The sequence below is a fragment of the Bradyrhizobium sp. USDA 4486 genome (assembly GCF_054057995.1).
In genome coordinates this window covers 5,166,113-5,182,310 of sequence record NZ_JBSRZV010000001.1, presented here as the reverse complement: position 1 = coordinate 5,182,310, position 16,198 = coordinate 5,166,113, and the positions used below count along the sequence as shown (strand labels likewise).

The window sequence follows — 16,198 nt, the reverse complement described above, 5'->3', positions numbered from 1 at the left end:
TGTAGCTCCGCCTGGCAGTCCGAGGTTGCATCATGACGCGCAGGATCAGAGGCAGTGGGGACGCCGCCCAGGCTCATTACACGCAGTGCCATCCGCGTCCCGGGATCACCGGCGGCGCCGAGCCTGAATGATCGTCCCGGCTGCTTTGCGTCTGAGTGATTTCGTTCTTCATCCAATCAGGTGAGCAGTTCGCTCCGCGGTCGCCGGATCTTCATCAGGCCGCGCTCTCGTCTGTTTTCGCGCTGGCGCGCCTACGGTTAGCGGCCAGTGCATAGGCTAGCAGTGTAAGCCAGAACGACTGATCGCGAGCAGAGATCGAAATGTACGCGTTCGGTGGAAGGCTAGATCTGGCCGCGGTCCGCATCCCTCCTAACCAGCTTTACCGCCAGGTGAATGCGATACATGACGCAGACCTGCGCGCCGACTGGGAGGTCAGGCCGGAACGAGATGTGGCTGGAAGATGATCGCATCAAACGTGGCAGATGCGGCCGCGAGTTTGTCTCCCTCCTTCGACGTTTGTCAGCTTCTCGAAAGCTAGCCTCTTTAACACTCAAAGTTGGCCTCTCGTTGACGAAGCCGCCATGTCTGACACGAACTTCAGCTCACTCGCTGGGGAGATCTTCAAGAGGCCTTTGTTCTCATAGTAGAAAGGAGAGCTCTATGGATCCGAACCCGATCAACAATGCCCGTTCACCAGAATCACCAACGGCGCACGTCTGGACACAAGAAGATCATGAGTTGTTCAGTCAGATCATGAATGAAGCGGGACCATCATCATCTGCCGCACCTGAGGAAGCGGTAGATGTCTCATTCGCCGCTCCCCAGAGATTCTCACACGGTTCGCAAATCGCGCCTGACTTCATGGTCGAGAGGCTGTTCCACCAGGGTCTCTTGCCTGACTCGGACCAGCCGACAATGACCTATGAAATCCGAGGTCACCGCTACACGGCCGGTTTGGATGGGTCCAATCGCGTTCTTCTTTTTCATAACCCTGCGGACGACCAAGTGGTTGGGGTCGGCCGGGCGGGGCTACCGGAATTCGGAGCTTTCTGGACGGAGCACCGGCGCTTCGGAACGCCGCTGCCACAGCAATGGGCCACCCCTGCCCTGATGGACAAGCTGCGTGAAGAAGGTTTCATGCCGACCGAAAATAACCCGACAACAATCCAGCTTAACGGACGGGCCTACAAAGCCGAATTAGCCGAAGGAGGGTTCGTTAAGCTTACGCGGGTATGAGACGCGACCCAACGGTGAAGCAATCGCGCCGGACTGGAGCCCTGCGGTCACTTCGGTTGTCCTTACCCGGATAGATAATTGACCCTCAGCAGTGGGTTGCTCGCGCCGCCAGTGGGTTCGCATCATCGGGCCCACTGGCAGCCCACGAGATTCACGGCCATCCTGGCCATTTCGTCTGGATGGTGCCGACGTATCATCCGGGCTGCAATATTACCCCGTATTGCCTCAGCTGAGGATGTTGCTTTCCCTTGAGTGATGTAGCTACGGCTGTCGACCAGTCCGAGGTTGCAGCATGGCACGCAGGCGCGGAGGACAGGGGCCTATTACACGGCCAGCGCCATACCTTTAGCCGTGCGCGGGATGATCGTCTCGGCTGCTTTGCATCTGAGCGATCCCAACAAGCGCTGCACAATGGCGTGCTTGCGGCAGGCCGAGCTGTACGGTGTTGCTCAGCGAGGCGGAGACTTGCCAGCGCGCTCAGGCAGGGCTACTCGGCCGCCGACCAGCGCTCGATGTCGGCAGGGTTCGCGCAAATTGGATAGCGAAACCGGCGACCGTTGAGGATACTCGGAAGCGGCGTAGGCGCTGCCGGCGCGAGCCTACATAGTCTTGGTGGGCGCGGAGTATTTCTCAAGGAGGTAGAAGCAAAGTCACGCATCTGCAACGATCGTCGCAAGTGGCGGAGTCGCTTTGCGTAGTAGTGGGACTGTGCGAGCTAATCGGATCGAAATCCTGTCAATTGGCACTACCAGATCTGGGCGTTTTGTAAGCACTGCCTTCTCCGTAGGATCACAGCAAAATCGCATGCACATAGCCGTGTGCGAACAGCCTCGAACCGCGGAAAAGAACGCCATGACGAACATCAATCTCACCTCCGCATCTATTGCAGGTGCACGCGACGGACAGCCAGCCATCGCCGACAAAAAAGCCTTCAAATGGAGAGCGCTGGCCCCGAGACGTCGGGGCTTCCAGATGATACGAGGAATGAAGCCGATGGCGCGGATGGCTGTAGCAATCAGGCGCGCGCTCGCCATGTACGAACTCGACCGGTGCCGCGCGATCTGGTGGCTCTATCGTCTCCATTTCGGCGTCGCCGGCGACGTGATGTTGGGGCTCGCCCCGGTTACGGTTGCTCAGAAGAGATCCCGCGGCGGAATTTAGGAATCGTGGCGTCGAGCGCCTTCCACTCGTGCGCGGCTGCCGAACGCAGGTTACGCGTTTGGCTGGCGAACAAAGGCGTTGCCAAACGCCAATCGCCTCAAGTCTCTGCCAGCCAACAAGGCGGCAAATCACATCGAGTACCGGCGGCCTGCGCCCGGCACTGATAGTGCCGGCAAGCGCGACCAGCAGGCCGCGCAGATCGCACCTGTGCTTGCACTTCACACCACAACTTGAAACTGGTCGACCCATGATGCTGCCCATAACCGTGTTGTGAGTGACCGAGCTGCGGCGCAAGCGATTGTCGAGAATTCACGTACTGCGACGATGAGCAAGGCGGCCGCTGGCCAACATGCCGCCCCTACTAAGAACCGATTGTCAGGTTTGAGACGGACGTCCAAAAGTCGACACTTACATGGGTTGGAAACGCCTGGAGAACTCCAATTTTCAAGCGGCATGCTGTTTGCTCTGTCGAAAGCCAGCGGATGCAATTCCCGGATGCCCGCGCTTTGAAGCCGAGTGTGCATCATCCGAATGCTTCCACTCTCCTAGCAAGACGCCCACGTCCGGCTGGCTAACTTCAGGACAACTCCCATGAAAAATTCGCTTTTTCTCGCCGCGTCGCTATCCATGAGCTGTTTGATGGCTGCGGGACTGTCCCAGACGCGAGCGCCTGCGACCGGCGCCGACGATCCTTTGCTTTGGCTTGAGGAGATCGAAGGGCCGCGCGCATTGGCTTGGGCTCAGACCGAGAACGACAAGACACTCAGTGCGCTCCAATCCGATCCACGTTATCCACGCTTTTACGGGGAGGCGCTCCACGTTCTTCAGGCCAAGGACCGGATTCCGTACGTCTCATTGGGACGGCACGGTCTCGATAATTTCTGGCAGGACGAGAACCAGGTGCGCGGCGTCTTGCGGCGTACGACGCTTGAAAGCTATCGTACCCACAGCCCTAGATGGGAGACCATCCTCGACGTGGATGCTCTCGCTGACGCAGACAAGAAGAACTGGGTCCTTAAAGGGGTGAGCTGCCTTCCGCCCGAGGAGCGCCTATGCTTGCTCAACCTGTCCGAGGGCGGAAAGGACGCTGTGTTCGTTCGGGAGTTCGACGCAGTCGCCAAAACCTTCGTCACGAACGGCTTCGCACTTCCCGAGGGAAAACAGGAAGTCACTTGGGTAAATAGCGACACGGTCCTGATTACACGAGAGTGGGGCGAAGGGACCATGACTCAAGCCGGTTACCCTTTCGTTGTGAAGGAGCTCAAGCGCGCTCAGTCGCTCGCGGAAGCGCGCGAGGTCTTCCGTGGCGAGCCGACCGACGTCGGGGCCACGCCGTTCGTGCTGCGCGACAGTGAAGGCACGATCCATGCGACCGGCGCCCTGCGCGGCATCAGTTCGTTCGAGCATGAGTATGTGCTCTTTGGGCCCGAGCCCATTAAGCTCAATTTGCCAAAGAAGGCAGTCATCGGCGGCATCGCCAGTGGTCGCCTCCTGGTGACGCTCAACGAAGACTGGATGCCGCCGTCCGGAGACGCCCCTTTCTCAGCCGGCTCGGTCATCTCGTATGACCTGGCCGAATGGAAGCAGGATCCGCTGCGCGCCATACCCACGCTCGTTTTCAAGCCTGGGCCTCGACAAGCGCTCAGCAGATTCACTGCCACAAGAAACGTGTTAATCCTAACGATTCTCGACAATGTTCAGAGTAAGGCGTTCGTCTACAAGTACCATCAGGGCGCCTGGCGGGTCACGCCGATCCCGCTTCCAGAGAATGCAAGTGTCGGTCTGGCTGCAGCATCGCATGAAACGGACGAGGCGATGTTCACCGTCTCCAGCTTTCTTAGCCCGACGACGCTCTGGTACTTCGACGCTGCAACCGAACGCCTTGAGACACTGAAGGCGACACCTCCTAGGTTCGACGCCTCGAGACTTGTCGTCGAACAGTTCGAGGCAATCTCGCGCGATGGCACCCGCATTCCTTACTTTCTGCTACGACCCAAGAGCGCAAGGTTTGACGGATCAACTCCAACGCTTCTCTATGGTTATGGTGGCTTTCAGACTCCGCTCATCCCGTCTTACGTCGGCCTCACCGGACGACTCTGGCTCGAGCAGGGCAACGCGTATGTTGTCGCGAACCTGCGCGGCGGGGGCGAGTTCGGGCCCCAATGGCACCAGACTGCCCAAGGAGCAACGAAACAGCGCACATGGGATGATTATATCGCCGTCGCCGAGGACTTGATCCGGCGCAAAATCACTTCTCCCCGCCGGCTGGGCGTAGTCGGCGGTAGTCAAGGAGGCCTCCTGGTAGGGGCAGCAATCACGCAACGACCCGAGCTCTTCAATGCGGCCATCTTACAAGTTCCGCTGTTCGACATGATTCGGTTCACTAAGCTGGGCGCCGGAGCCTCGTGGATCGGCGAGTATGGCGATCCCGCCATTCCCGAACAGCGCAAGTGGCTCGAGGCCTACTCGCCCTATCAGAGGTTGGTGCCAGGCAAGACCTACCCGTCCCCCTTCATTCTCACGTCCACTAAGGACGACCGCGTGCATCCAGGGCATGGCCGCAAGGCAGCGGCGAGGCTCGCTGCGTTGGGCCAACCGTACCTCTACTATGAGAACATCGACGGGGGGCATAGCGCCGCCGCCAACCTCATTGAACAGGCACGCCGGATCTCTTTGGAATATACTTATGCATCCCGGCGGCTTGTCGATGAGTGATGTCGAGGACTAAGATCTGCTTCAATGATGACGCTTGGCGGATGACGTTATCGGCAGCGGTGTCAGCAAGCCCGTCTTTGCTCACTCTCTTCACACTGTGGTATTTCCCTAGAGATGAATCCGAGCGATCAGCAACGCCCTCGGTCTCGCCTATCAGCCGGGTAGGTCCATTCAAGGGCGATTTCTCTTGTTAATGCCCGCAAGGCATTTCGTGTGAACAGCCCCTCAGGGCAAACCGGTGAGTTAGCCTCTCGATCCCGTGATAACTTCATGGCAGTGCGGATGCGGATGGGGATAACGCCTTTCTCATCAGTTCCGCCCGATAGGCGCCAAGTCGCATCCGCGCTGCTTTCCATCTATTGCTGATCGGCCGTATGTCGCTCAATCGTGCGATGCTGTATTTCTGTTGCATCACACAGCCTACAATTTAAGTGTGCAGATCATCATCTGGTCCGCTTTTTCCTCAATCCTCAGGATCCCCCGGTTGAAGGCATACTTGAATTCCACAAATGCACTCCGACAGTCGACCGATACGCGGAGTGCGAAGAACGTGGCAGTACAATATGCACGGCGGAAGTATGGGCGGGCGCAAAGCACCGAGTTCGCAATTTGACCCCACAGCGAGACCTGCCCTCTAGCGCGTGCAGCATCTACGATGGTACGGTCCGCAACCGACAATGTGTCACTGATTGGCCGCCTGAACCTTCCGGGTGATCCTGAAGTCGTAACGGCCGACTACATGGAGAGCATGTCTGAGTGGTTGCAGGAATTTCCGTGGCAGATTGAGCGGTATTGATAGCCCACACCTACCATTGACCGACTGAGCAAAGGCCTGTCAGCTTGCGGTAAGCTATCACAGATACAGAGCCCTTTGGGGTTAACGGGATGTGGCAGGGACAGCGCTATTGCTCCAGATCGATCAGCGCCGAGTCATCTTTCCGCTAGTCTCAACGGCAGTGCGGATGTGGTAGGGACTAGTTGGCCTGGTTTCAGCCCCCGGGTCCGGTTAGCACCGCGCCGCGCCCGCACTGTTTTACATCTCGCTTCGACCGATCGCGGTGGCTAACTCGACAAGCTCCGGAGGTACTCTGGCGAAGGTCGGTACACCACCTGGGCCACGTATTCCATTTCTGTCGCGACGCGCGTGATGAGTGGCGTCGGACACTACATACCGCGACGAGAGCCGCCTGAATCGCGAGTTCGGCCGCAAGCGCGTCGGCGATGAAAGGCTGTGCCATGGAAGAGTTGGTCGCGTGGAGGCTCTGATGCTCACGCCAAGAACTAATCATTGCTTCTGGCCAGTGCAGCCCGTTTGTCCAAGAACAGGCTATATACGCTGAACTGGTTCTTGAATCAGCCCGCCGGGACTGAGCTGCGTGAGCAGGCCGTGAGCTGCAACAGAATCGATGTGAGCCTCCGTTCAGCTTGCGTAATCAAGCCCGCGGCAGAGAATCGGCGGCAAATAGCCGGACGACGCTCTACAGCTGCGCGAGAATGCATTGTTTAGGACAAATACGCCCATAAGAATGTATGGGTTGAGGATTACGCCTTGACTTCACTGGATCGGGCGAGGGCAGACTAGGTCGGGGAGTTCTGCTCGACCTATGGAGTTGCTGCGCACCTACACCGCCTCGCCCGCCGGCACGCTGGGATGTCCAAATGTTGAACGCGGCTACAACTTCGCTGTTACGGTCGGCCCTCGATGAGGTCTGCGTGAGCGTCTCCCGGTACGAGGTCACCTCGAAAATTCTAGACGCTGCTAAGTCTAGCACGAGTGAGACGAGGCTTGATCGGCTGAAACAAATCGGCCGCGAGGCGCTTTCCAATACCTCGACAGCGGCGCGCCCTCAGTATCACCGAGGCCTCCCAGAACGTCCATGATGTTGGTTGCGCGCGGTGTTCGTCACGAGGAGCTGAGCGAATGTAACGGGTTTACATTTTGCCTGCCAGCGATTCCGCACAAACATGCCGAAGCGCGCCCATAAGAGTCTTTGTGCCGGGGAAATTAGCAGAAAAGCTGCGCCAAGGTTTGACGGGACGATCGAGGACCCCTGACCGCAGGGCCGTGCCGTTCGGCCGTTCTATTGCTTGCGCCTTCGTGTACCCACGGTCGCCGTCAACTTCGCTCGCCCGCAGGCACCAGTTACGCTGAATCCTCCTTCCGTGCGAGCCGCGGAGTGACCCCGCAATCTGCCATTGACTAAGATCACAGGGTGCAATTGAGATACTATATCTTCGGGTGAACTTAACGGAGGAAAGAGGTCTCATGCGCTACCTTCTCCTTATCGGAGTGCTCGCACTTCCCATCCTCGTCGGCTCAGGATCGCGTTCGATGGCTGGTTCGCGGGCTCATTGGTACACGCCACCGGTACGCCAGGACGTCTATTGTCTGCAGGGACGCAGTTGGGGATATCCGGGCAATTGCCAGTTCTCGACCTATGACCAGTGCATGGCTACTGCATCAGGTACATACGCCTATTGCGGCATCAATCCGAGCTACGCTTTCGGGCGGCAAGGAAGACAATCGCGCTGATGTGAATCAGAATTGCTGGTACACCAAGCGGCGGATTTGAAACATTTGCCCGGGGCGGGCTCCTGTTGCCATTCGTTCGCCTCACCTTTTCTGCGCTCGTCTTTTCTCAGATGCCGGCCAAGCCCGGCGGATATCCAAAGCCCTGTGCTTCTCTGCTACAGACAAATGAGGAGAGGCGGTTGCTGAGCGGAGATTCATCAACACAGCCCTCCAAGAAGCCGAAAATTATCAGGCGATATGTCTTAACATAAGGGGCCGGCTGCGGCTGTCGATTTGGGCGGGTGGCCGTAGCAGATTGTGACGGGCCGCCCTGTGCGCTGAGCCAGGCGGCCCCGCTGCTCTGATTGGCTGCCCAGTATGGATGCACTCAGCCATTCGGCGCCAATTCCGAGCAGAAATACGGCGCCTAAGACTTTGCAATCGCCGCTATCCTGCTTGTTGCGGTGCTACATCGCCAAATATCCCTAAGGAAAACCGGCCATAGATTGGATCGCTGTATTTTGCTGTCGCGGCGGTGCTCTTTTGGGGCGCTCTCGGGTGTCTTTTCTTTTCTACTCTCTTTGGAAGTTGCCGTTCTAATCGTCGCGGGGTCTCACGCAATTTCATTCCGAATCGGTGCTCTCGCAACATTTGCGGGTATTTTCAGTCTTGCGCCGGCCCGAAGTCGCTTGCCAGGAATTGCTCGTGGGTCCATTGCTTCAGCGCATCGTCGTTGAGTACCGAGTTGACCAAGGCATTCCAATTCTCACCTGCCTCTCTCCACCTCGTTTTTCGGTCCGGAAGGTTACGCAGCAACCGAAATGCCCTCGTTGCGAACTTGCTTGCCTCTTTCCCTTCAGCAGCCTCGCGGATCATGTCTTTGAACAATTGTTCGGGAAAGGTCCACCCGGCGGCTGTGAAGCGGTCGGCAAACATGTATTCGAACGAGGCGCGAAACACGACCGCGGCTAGCGCATCCTCATATTCTGTGCCTGTGCTGCGCAGATCGAACCATTGCAGCAGTCTTCGAACGGCTGCAGCAGGCGAAAACTGGTAGTCCCCGAGCGTCAGAGATACGAACATATAGGCGATGTCTGATTGAAGTTCGTCGTCCAGAGACACGTACCAATATTTGATTGCTTCAATAGGAGTCATGTGACAATTGCTATGGAAACGCGAGAATACAGGATGCGCCCCCGATCAGGCGCGCTTGATCACGTAGCGCCACGGCTCTCAACCAGCCGACTGCCCGCAGGGGCAGTTGTCCATGAACCCCTGCTTCTCTGCTGTAAGACATCGACGATGGTGCTCGCCGCAATTCGATGGCACGTCGTGGTTGGCTGCAAAATAATGCGTTCTTAACAGAAGAGAAGTATCAAGAGTGTAGAGTGCTGTCTCGTGCAAAATGAAGGTATCTCGCTCAGTTGTCCTCACATTAGACGGTGGAATCATTCTTCAACCGAGAATGACGCGACGAGCTGTCGAGGATAGCCATGGCGCTCTGGGGCGGCGCTTGTAGAATACCGCGCCTCCGAGAAGGATTGACCAAATGCCGCAGAGTTATCGCTAATCACCGTCTCACGGAACAAGGTGCAGAAACGATTGCTAGAGTCGACGCAAAATCGCTGCGTTGGAGTTTCTGTCGGCGCATGGCTCCTTCAGCATGCGCACAGCCGTAGCTTGGAGCACCAAATTTGGTTACTCGGCTCCGAATCGAGCTGTTCAGAGTGGCAGAGGAAATCCAAGCTCCTTGTCCAGGATTGGATTTGCGCTCGCTGTGATCGCCAGGCGAGTAGGTTCGTGGTCTTAAGTTGTTGACCGCTAGACGTCCCGCAGCTGCTGCTCTCTTGAAGGTTCTTGCATCTTTAGGGCGGCGTGCAGGCGAGCCTTTTCCAGCCGTTGCCTGACTCCGCTAAGGCAACTAGCCAGCTTTGCGAAGTCCGTAGTATCGAGATAGCCGGAAACAAACTCATCGAGTTCTTCATGCTGTGCCGCGATGCTCGCAAGTTGTATGCGAGCGCTGTCGGTTAGCGACAGGTTGACGATTCGTGCATCGTTCGCGCAGCGCTTACGCAGCACAAATCGCTTATCCTCAAGCTGTTTCGAATGCCTCGTAATGAAGGCCGACTCAACCTTCATCAACTTTGCAACGACGTTTACCGGAACGCCGTCGCCCTGTTCCAAGTCGATTAACGCCATCAAGATCATCATTTGTGGTGAAGCAAGACCGAGCGCATGCGCCTGGAAAGAGCGAAGGTCGTCCAGACATACATTAATGGCTCTGATCTCCCACGTGAATCGCCTGAATACATCCTGACTCGCGGCAGGGCTCTTCCCGAGCCGTCTTTTCAATCCTGGCAGCTTGGACGGCATCAGATTTCAAGGAGCCTCCATCCTAAAACTATTCCCGAACGACAGAGCGCAGTTTGGCCGGGACTAAATATGCGCCTACTTCGAAGCGTCGAATCTCGGGTCAATAAGCAATCCAACTTGCAGACACGTCCGTGCCGAAGCTGTTTAGGTGCAAAGCAGCTTTACACACTTTCTCATGGGAAATCGCTCAAAACCACCTTTCGTGCGCAGAATTCCGGCGTCACAAACCACTTTTTCACGCGATCACAGCGTACAACGCGCTGACAAAGCAAAGTCGCCAGACTGCGGCGATAGCTCCTTATTCCACGATAAGTCACCCCCTGGATCGAAAGATAAGTAATCGCAAGTCAGTTCCTCACCAGGTTGTACGTCACGGGCTGTGAAAATTCGGCAATGATCGTCTTGATATGTGTTTGGGTGACTGCTGTGATTCATGAACCGAGCGTTGTCCGCATTGTACTCTATAACACCGTCGTTAGCCTTGTAGTCTCTCGGATAGGCGTGCTTATCAAGCAGAGCTTGAAATGTTGGGGCTAGTTTTTGGTATTGTTCGGGCGTCACCGCAATGTCAACGAGGGGGTTGTGAATCCAAACTAACGTACCTTTAGTCAAAGGAGTAGCGGAGAAAAGTCCAATGCCGCCAAACTGGTCTGGCTTCAAAATAGTTTCAACGATCAACATCGAAGTAATCTCCCAGAGCACTAACGCCCAGCAAGCTAACTGACGTGAGCTGCGGGATCTCCTGCACGAATTGGTAGGGTCGTCTATCGAGCCTCCATCACAATTTGGAGTTCCTCAACGTTCGTGTCGGCTGCCTACTGCGGATCACCATCCGCGGCACGCCATCGCGGTGATGCTGGAAGGAAGCTGCAGGTCAGTGGGATGCCGCGCGAAGATCGGCGTCGACGAAGGTAGCGAGTTCGTGTCGCGCGATCGTGACCTGTGGACTTTCATCGCGGGGGAAGCTGGACTTTGTCGCGGCCCTGCAAGCCGCCGGCAAGGGCTTCATTAAGGCCTTCAGAGCAGGTTTCGGGCCCGAATGCGTCCATGCCCACTCGTTCCTGTGCGTTGCGGATGCCCAGAAGGAAACTGGAGACATGGGCAGACATTATAGCGAGGAGCGCCGAGCGGTCGGCAGTCACCTCCCGGGTTTTCTGCACTATTACCTCGCCGCGACCAGCCCGCCAACGTGATCACGCTCTTGACAAACAAAAGGGCCATGGCTGTTCGGCTCACCAAGCAGCCGCTAAGCGATGGCGCCCGCAAGTTCATCGGGGCCGGCTGCGCTTATCCGCACCGCTCAGAACCTCACTGAGCTCGCAAGAGTCGCTGAAGCTAGCTATCGTCCATCAACAAATCCGCTATCTGAGCTATCTGGACTGGCCCCTCACGTAGGGACTGTCCCTGGTGTCTACATCTGTGGATGGTGGATGAGCCGAACGTCGTTCGGTCCTCCCGGCCCCAAGAGCGCCGTGTAACGCTCGCCGCGAATGTCGTATTGCTTCATCGGCTCCTCTGCGTCCGGCAAGAGGCCCCAGCGGCCGAGCTTTGAGATCATCGTGATTGGGGCGGGTTGTGTGCCGTGCGAAAAGCCCTCAGGAACGGCGAATGATGCGGCGTAAATCTCGCGGGCCGTCGGCCGCGTCGTCTCAGCTCTGGCGGACGCCGGAGTGGCTTGCTCCATCGTCTGTGCTAGCAGTGCTGGCGAGGGCCGATTCGCCGGCTGTACGCTCGGCTGCGAAACGCTTTCCGGTCGAGATCCGTAATGAATGGGTGCGCCAGACAGATTGAGCGGAGAGCTGCTCCTCATCGCCGCCGCGGGCACGAACAGCGCCGTGAAGCGGTCGTTATGAACTATGAAAGGAGCGGGTGGGGTGTCCTGGCTCGGCGGGACGCTGCTACCCTCATGCGCGCCTGACGTGCGCTGGTCGTCCTGCCGCGAGTTGAAGGAACGAACGGCCGCTCCTGAATCCATGGCGTGGTCATGACGCCCGGTGGTCTCGAGAGACGACGATGAGCCGGCGTTTTCCAGCATCGCCCAGAGCAGATCCTGAGCGTAGTCTTCCGCAGGAAGGATCAACGGACCGCTCGCCCGAAACGGTGTGCCAGCCTCTTCAATCAGCTCGCGAGCGGCTGAATTGCTAGGCTCGCTCGGCTGGTGCTCAATGGCATCGGCTTGCGCCTGGCTTAGTGTCCTCTGCCTCTTCGCAGGCCTCAATTGGCCGGTGTAGTCCTCACCCATCAGGGCAGCGGCGTCCTCGCGTCCGGTGACTGCGTGTTCGGGATGAGAGCCGTCGGCCCTCTGGTGCTCAAGTCCCAACATCTCGGCGAGTCTGAGGCCTTCTTCAGACAGATGAGGATAGTAGGGATCAGCAGAAACAGGATCCTCTCTGACCGCAGAGGTGCCAACTTGCGGCACTTCATCCAAGTACGGTTCAAACTCCGCTTGCTGCTGTTGTGCTTGCGGGGCCACGGCGTTGTAAGCAGCGAACTCTGGGTCGAATGGCTTGATGCTGTTAAATGGGTCCATGTTCCCCCCCTCGGCTCAAGTGTGTCACTCTCGCTCTATTAGGATCAGCTGTCGACAAGCTGACGCACTCGGAGAATTCCGTGAGCCAAATGGGCCTGCCCGACCGCCACACTTCGCTCGAAAAAAGCGCAAGATGCCGGATTGCGCTTCAAATGGCACGGTGTCCGAATGGATCGAGGCCGACCTGAACTAAAAGCAGTTGAGACCTTTGCCGGCCATAGCAGTCTTTAGGTCAAGGACCGCTACGGTTATCTGTTCAAATCGGGCGACCACAACACTCGCTGGATATGATCGCGAACAGTCTCTTTGAATCAACTTCGGACATGCCCGAAAGACGGCATCGAGGTGCTGGCCTAAGACTACGTTGAGGCCTTCGCGGAAACGTCAGGGCCTTGGCCCAGCGTACGCGCCCGCGCAATCTTTACGATGTCGTGAATCTTTGTCGAAACGCCGGCCGAGCGGACAGAGTGTTGTCTCGATCGAGCGGCGTCCCCTTAACGGGGCCATAAATAGTTGCAGGCCGACCGCCTGCCTCTTCGGGCTCATGCCTATTGTGAGGCAGAGACTTGTGGTGGCCGCCTCGCGACGTCACGACAAGAATCGAATTAGAGGCTTTCACCCGTTCTGTCGACGTAAGATAATCTGGACTTGGGCCCGCGTTTTCCCAACTGCAAGCGCGTCGAGATCAGATATATTCACTCGACCTCGTGGTATTCGGCCGGGTCGAAATCCGAGCCGAACAGCGCTGCTGCGGCGTCGTAGAGCGCGATGGTATTGACGGTTGATTGCATGGCGTACCAGGCGCGCAATGCCTCGATCGCCGATGCATGGGCTAGCAACTGTCGCGACTGGGTTTGGCAATCGAGCACCTCCAGCTTGGGCGCCTGCCGGTTCGTGCCGCTCTCGAGGATATTCCGATCGATTGTCATCTCTCTGCCTTCGCTGTGCTACTTGGTCCGCCAGATTCTATGCGCTCGCTACCAGCCTGCCAGTCAGCGCCATGTTGACGGATCATTTCGCGATGGGACCGTTTGATGAAGGCGCGCTCGACGCAAAAGCCGGCGGCGACTGAAGCGGCTAACGCTAGGCCGCAGGCGACGTAGTCATCCAGCAAACTCCAAATTATGTTACTGCCGGCGACGACGACAAAAGTGAGTCCCATGACGGTATCGCGAAATGCCTTAACCATGCTTGTTCCCCCAGCCGATCGGCGAGGGACGTTAACATTGCAACCAGGACGTTCTGCGGCGTTAGAGGGGCATGATCAGTCGTAATTCCGCTAGATCAGCTTGTGCTCGCGCGCGATGTCGCGCGCGGTTCAGCGGTGCGCCAGTTCGCGCACGGGGATCCTTCGCCGGCTTTAACTGCAGGATGGTCCCATGTAGCCGCAGGCCAGACGAACGACTTGGAAAGAACTGGTGGCCAACACGGGATGTGATCACCGGCACGAGGTCTATCGGGCCGAAGCAGCATCAGCAGCTCAGAGCAATCCACTGCAGTTGCTGTTGTTGGGGCAGTGGTTCAGCGGCTGCGACGTTGGCCGTGTCTTGGAAGACTCGTGGGAGGACCGGCTGCTCCGACGACATGTTAGGAGAGCCGCATGGTAGGGAGAAGCTTCATCAATGACAAAGCCTCCGGAACGGGGCGGCGGAATTGAACAAAACGACAGGCTAATCTGCTGAAATCCTGCAATGTGAGGCTGCTGACCAAACGATCATAGCGCGCGAATCGCGCTAATATCGTGAGAGCGATGATGTTTTCGTCCGACGCTTAGCAGTGATATCGAGGCGCGAACGAGGCGCGGGTTCCAAAGTTCCCTTGAATCATCAAGGCCGGTGATGATGCGCGAGCAACGAATCCCATTCCGAATTTTATATGACAGCGAGTGCTTCATCTGCTCTCGAACTGTGACTGGAGTCAGAAAGTTGCGTCAGACGGTTGCTGTCCCTGGGTTTGGCGTCGAGGTGGACTTGGCCGTTTATAGTGAAAACAATGCTCATCCAATCTCGAGCATGGAGAGCGCGGCGATCGTTATCGCCATGCAGATGGTTGCGCGCGGCAGCCGTGCTCGGGTTGCGCGGGGCCGCGCCGCCCCAGGCGCATAGTTGTCTTTGGCCATGCTCGGAAAGTTCGATGAGTTGCCCCTGCGCTCCCAGCCGATGGACGCATTTGACAACATGATCGCGCTGAAACGAATCGACGATCCGCTAGCGGACGTCCTATCAGGTGCACTTGAAAAGCTCAGCCTGGAATTCGCCGGTCGATCAGGAGGCGCTCCTCGATGCGTTGTATGCAGCGACTACGCCGGTGTACAAAGGACGTGCTGTGTGCGAGGTTGATAACGCGCTACCACCTGGGGGACGATAGTGGCCAACAATGACATTGCCTTTGAGATTGATAACAAGAATACCGTTCGACGCAAGGGGGCTTGGAGGGCGGCTCGGACGACCAATCCGGTTGCTTGGAATTCATTCTGTACGAAACGTCAAACTGGAGGAGGTCATCTCGAGGGTCGGCATTCCCGTGCCTATCGGCATTGTCTTCAATGACGACAAGCACATGGCAAAAAACCTTATAGACGCCATCAAGGCAGCCGTCGTCGTTCATGACGCGGCCGGGCGCCTGGTCCTGGAGCCTGCCCCAGCTCGCCGGCCTCGGCACTTCCGTGGCGACGATCGTTAGCAACTACCTCTCGCATTGGTCTACAGAGCAGACCCACGCGTTCACGGCACTATCACTAAAAGGGGTAATGCAGGCGATCGAGAATTTCGCGGGTTGCTTTCGATTCGAGCATCCAGCAGGCTCGGGTCAAAATCGCTACTATAAATCTCTTAGCCAAAGGCTTTGAGCGTGGTGTAACGCTTCGAGCTCTGCCCATCATCAAGATTGAAGGGCTTGTGTCCTCATCCGGAAGAGGAGCTGCCTGCTATGGATATAGGAGCTTCAAGTCGCGCCGACGCAGATCCTCCAAAACTTCATCCCGGAGGTCGCCGACTTCATGCTGACGCAGCTGAAGAAGAAAGCGCCCCGCCTGCTGCGCAAACACAAGGAATCCGGTGCCGGGATCCAGCGGCGGAACTACGGGCGATGGAAGAAACCGCTTGATCTTCTTGAGTTTGCTATGGGTCATCTCGGGAGAGGTCGGAGGAAAGTTCAACCGGTTCGAGCGCCCCGCAGCGGTGATGGCAAAGGGACTATCAGTTCGAAGCCTTCGTATCCCTGCACGCGCGGTCGCTGCTTATCGCCCGTGAAATCCTCTGCTTGTTGTACGGCGGGTCCGGAGCTTTCAGCCGCCGGCGCTCTTTGCATGAGCTAACGGTCACGGCCCTATTCCTGAACGAAATTTCTCACCGCTATCTAGCCAGGTTTCCGTTCGCATGTTTGCGTGCTGCCAAGCAGCTGAATGACCATGCCGTGCGCGCGAACATGACACCGTTTACCGCCCGGCACGGTGCGATGCGCTCGAAGGGCGCCTCGGAAAAGAAATGTACAACGAATATGGCCGGGCCTCGCTGGGTCGATGTGTCGTTATTCTGCAGCGAGTTTTCGTCTGTCTTGGCAGCCACTCGAGAACAAGATCGCCGCGTCTGTGACGGGCGGCGGCATCAATAGAGCATTTGAACCAGCTACTGATGCAAAAGCGCGAGCAGTTGGCCAGGATCGGCCCTTCT

Annotated in this window: 10 protein-coding genes; 4 read left to right on the top strand and 6 right to left on the bottom strand. The window is 57.4% G+C overall.

Going from position 1 to position 16,198, the window contains the following annotated elements; all coding sequences use genetic code 11:
• Positions 1 to 660 precede the first annotated feature (660 nt).
• The 4 genes from ACVWY3_RS24620 (at position 661) to ACVWY3_RS24605 (ending at position 7,645) form a co-directional block, all read left to right on the top strand.
• Positions 661 to 1,236 carry a hypothetical protein gene (locus ACVWY3_RS24620; protein ID WP_456840771.1) on the top strand — a complete coding sequence of 192 codons (576 nt, stop codon included), beginning with the start codon at positions 661 to 663 and terminating at the stop codon, positions 1,234 to 1,236.
• Positions 1,237 to 2,088: 852 nt separating this feature from the next.
• Positions 2,089 to 2,397, top strand: coding sequence for a hypothetical protein (locus ACVWY3_RS24615; RefSeq protein ID WP_456840770.1), 309 nt, complete (start codon positions 2,089 to 2,091; stop codon positions 2,395 to 2,397).
• A gap of 591 nt (positions 2,398 to 2,988) precedes the next feature.
• Positions 2,989 to 5,112 carry a prolyl oligopeptidase family serine peptidase gene (locus ACVWY3_RS24610; protein ID WP_456840769.1) on the top strand — a complete coding sequence of 708 codons (2,124 nt, stop codon included), beginning with the start codon at positions 2,989 to 2,991 and terminating at the stop codon, positions 5,110 to 5,112.
• A gap of 2,266 nt (positions 5,113 to 7,378) precedes the next feature.
• Positions 7,379 to 7,645: a DUF3551 domain-containing protein gene (locus tag ACVWY3_RS24605; RefSeq protein WP_456840768.1), complete on the top strand. Its 267-nt coding sequence runs from the start codon at positions 7,379 to 7,381 to the stop codon at positions 7,643 to 7,645.
• 642 nt (positions 7,646 to 8,287) lie between these two features.
• Here ACVWY3_RS24605 and ACVWY3_RS24600 read toward each other — a convergent pair.
• The 6 genes from ACVWY3_RS24600 to ACVWY3_RS24575 all read right to left on the bottom strand — a co-directional run bounded on the left by ACVWY3_RS24600 (position 8,288) and on the right by ACVWY3_RS24575 (position 15,657).
• Positions 8,288 to 8,779, bottom strand: a complete 492-nt coding sequence (locus tag ACVWY3_RS24600; protein ID WP_456840767.1) for a hypothetical protein — start codon at positions 8,777 to 8,779, stop codon at positions 8,288 to 8,290.
• Positions 8,780 to 9,445: 666 nt separating this feature from the next.
• A complete protein-coding gene (locus ACVWY3_RS24595; protein WP_456840766.1) occupies positions 9,446 to 9,997 on the bottom strand; it encodes a MarR family transcriptional regulator in 552 nt (183 codons plus the stop codon).
• Positions 9,998 to 10,240: 243 nt separating this feature from the next.
• Entirely contained in the window at positions 10,241 to 10,678 is a 438-nt protein-coding gene (locus ACVWY3_RS24590) for an SET domain-containing protein (RefSeq protein WP_456840765.1), read from the bottom strand.
• A gap of 730 nt (positions 10,679 to 11,408) precedes the next feature.
• Positions 11,409 to 12,527, bottom strand: a complete 1,119-nt coding sequence (locus ACVWY3_RS24585; protein WP_456840764.1) for a hypothetical protein — start codon at positions 12,525 to 12,527, stop codon at positions 11,409 to 11,411.
• Between the two features lie 695 nt (positions 12,528 to 13,222).
• The gene (locus ACVWY3_RS24580; protein ID WP_456840763.1) at positions 13,223 to 13,456 is read right to left on the bottom strand and encodes a hypothetical protein; all 234 of its coding nucleotides are present in this window, start codon (positions 13,454 to 13,456) and stop codon (positions 13,223 to 13,225) included.
• A 1,997-nt stretch (positions 13,457 to 15,453) separates the two neighbouring features.
• On the bottom strand, positions 15,454 to 15,657 hold the full coding sequence (locus ACVWY3_RS24575) for a hypothetical protein (protein WP_456840762.1): 204 nt from the start codon (positions 15,655 to 15,657) through the stop codon (positions 15,454 to 15,456).
• Between the last annotated feature and the right edge of the window lie 541 nt (positions 15,658 to 16,198).

Bases quoted from the DNA above. Each gene is read 5' to 3' on its own strand.
- ACVWY3_RS24580 (WP_456840763.1), bottom strand. From the start codon at position 13,456: ATGACAATCGATCGGAATATCCTCGAGAGCGGCACGAACCGGCAGGCG.
- ACVWY3_RS24615 (WP_456840770.1), top strand. From the start codon at position 2,089: ATGACGAACATCAATCTCACCTCCGCATCTATTGCAGGTGCACGCGAC.
- ACVWY3_RS24590 (WP_456840765.1), bottom strand. From the start codon at position 10,678: ATGTTGATCGTTGAAACTATTTTGAAGCCAGACCAGTTTGGCGGCATT.
- ACVWY3_RS24575 (WP_456840762.1), bottom strand. From the start codon at position 15,657: ATGACCCATAGCAAACTCAAGAAGATCAAGCGGTTTCTTCCATCGCCC.
- ACVWY3_RS24585 (WP_456840764.1), bottom strand. From the start codon at position 12,527: ATGGACCCATTTAACAGCATCAAGCCATTCGACCCAGAGTTCGCTGCT.
- ACVWY3_RS24610 (WP_456840769.1), top strand. From the start codon at position 2,989: ATGAAAAATTCGCTTTTTCTCGCCGCGTCGCTATCCATGAGCTGTTTG.
- ACVWY3_RS24620 (WP_456840771.1), top strand. From the start codon at position 661: ATGGATCCGAACCCGATCAACAATGCCCGTTCACCAGAATCACCAACG.
- ACVWY3_RS24595 (WP_456840766.1), bottom strand. From the start codon at position 9,997: ATGCCGTCCAAGCTGCCAGGATTGAAAAGACGGCTCGGGAAGAGCCCT.
- ACVWY3_RS24605 (WP_456840768.1), top strand. From the start codon at position 7,379: ATGCGCTACCTTCTCCTTATCGGAGTGCTCGCACTTCCCATCCTCGTC.
- ACVWY3_RS24600 (WP_456840767.1), bottom strand. From the start codon at position 8,779: ATGACTCCTATTGAAGCAATCAAATATTGGTACGTGTCTCTGGACGAC.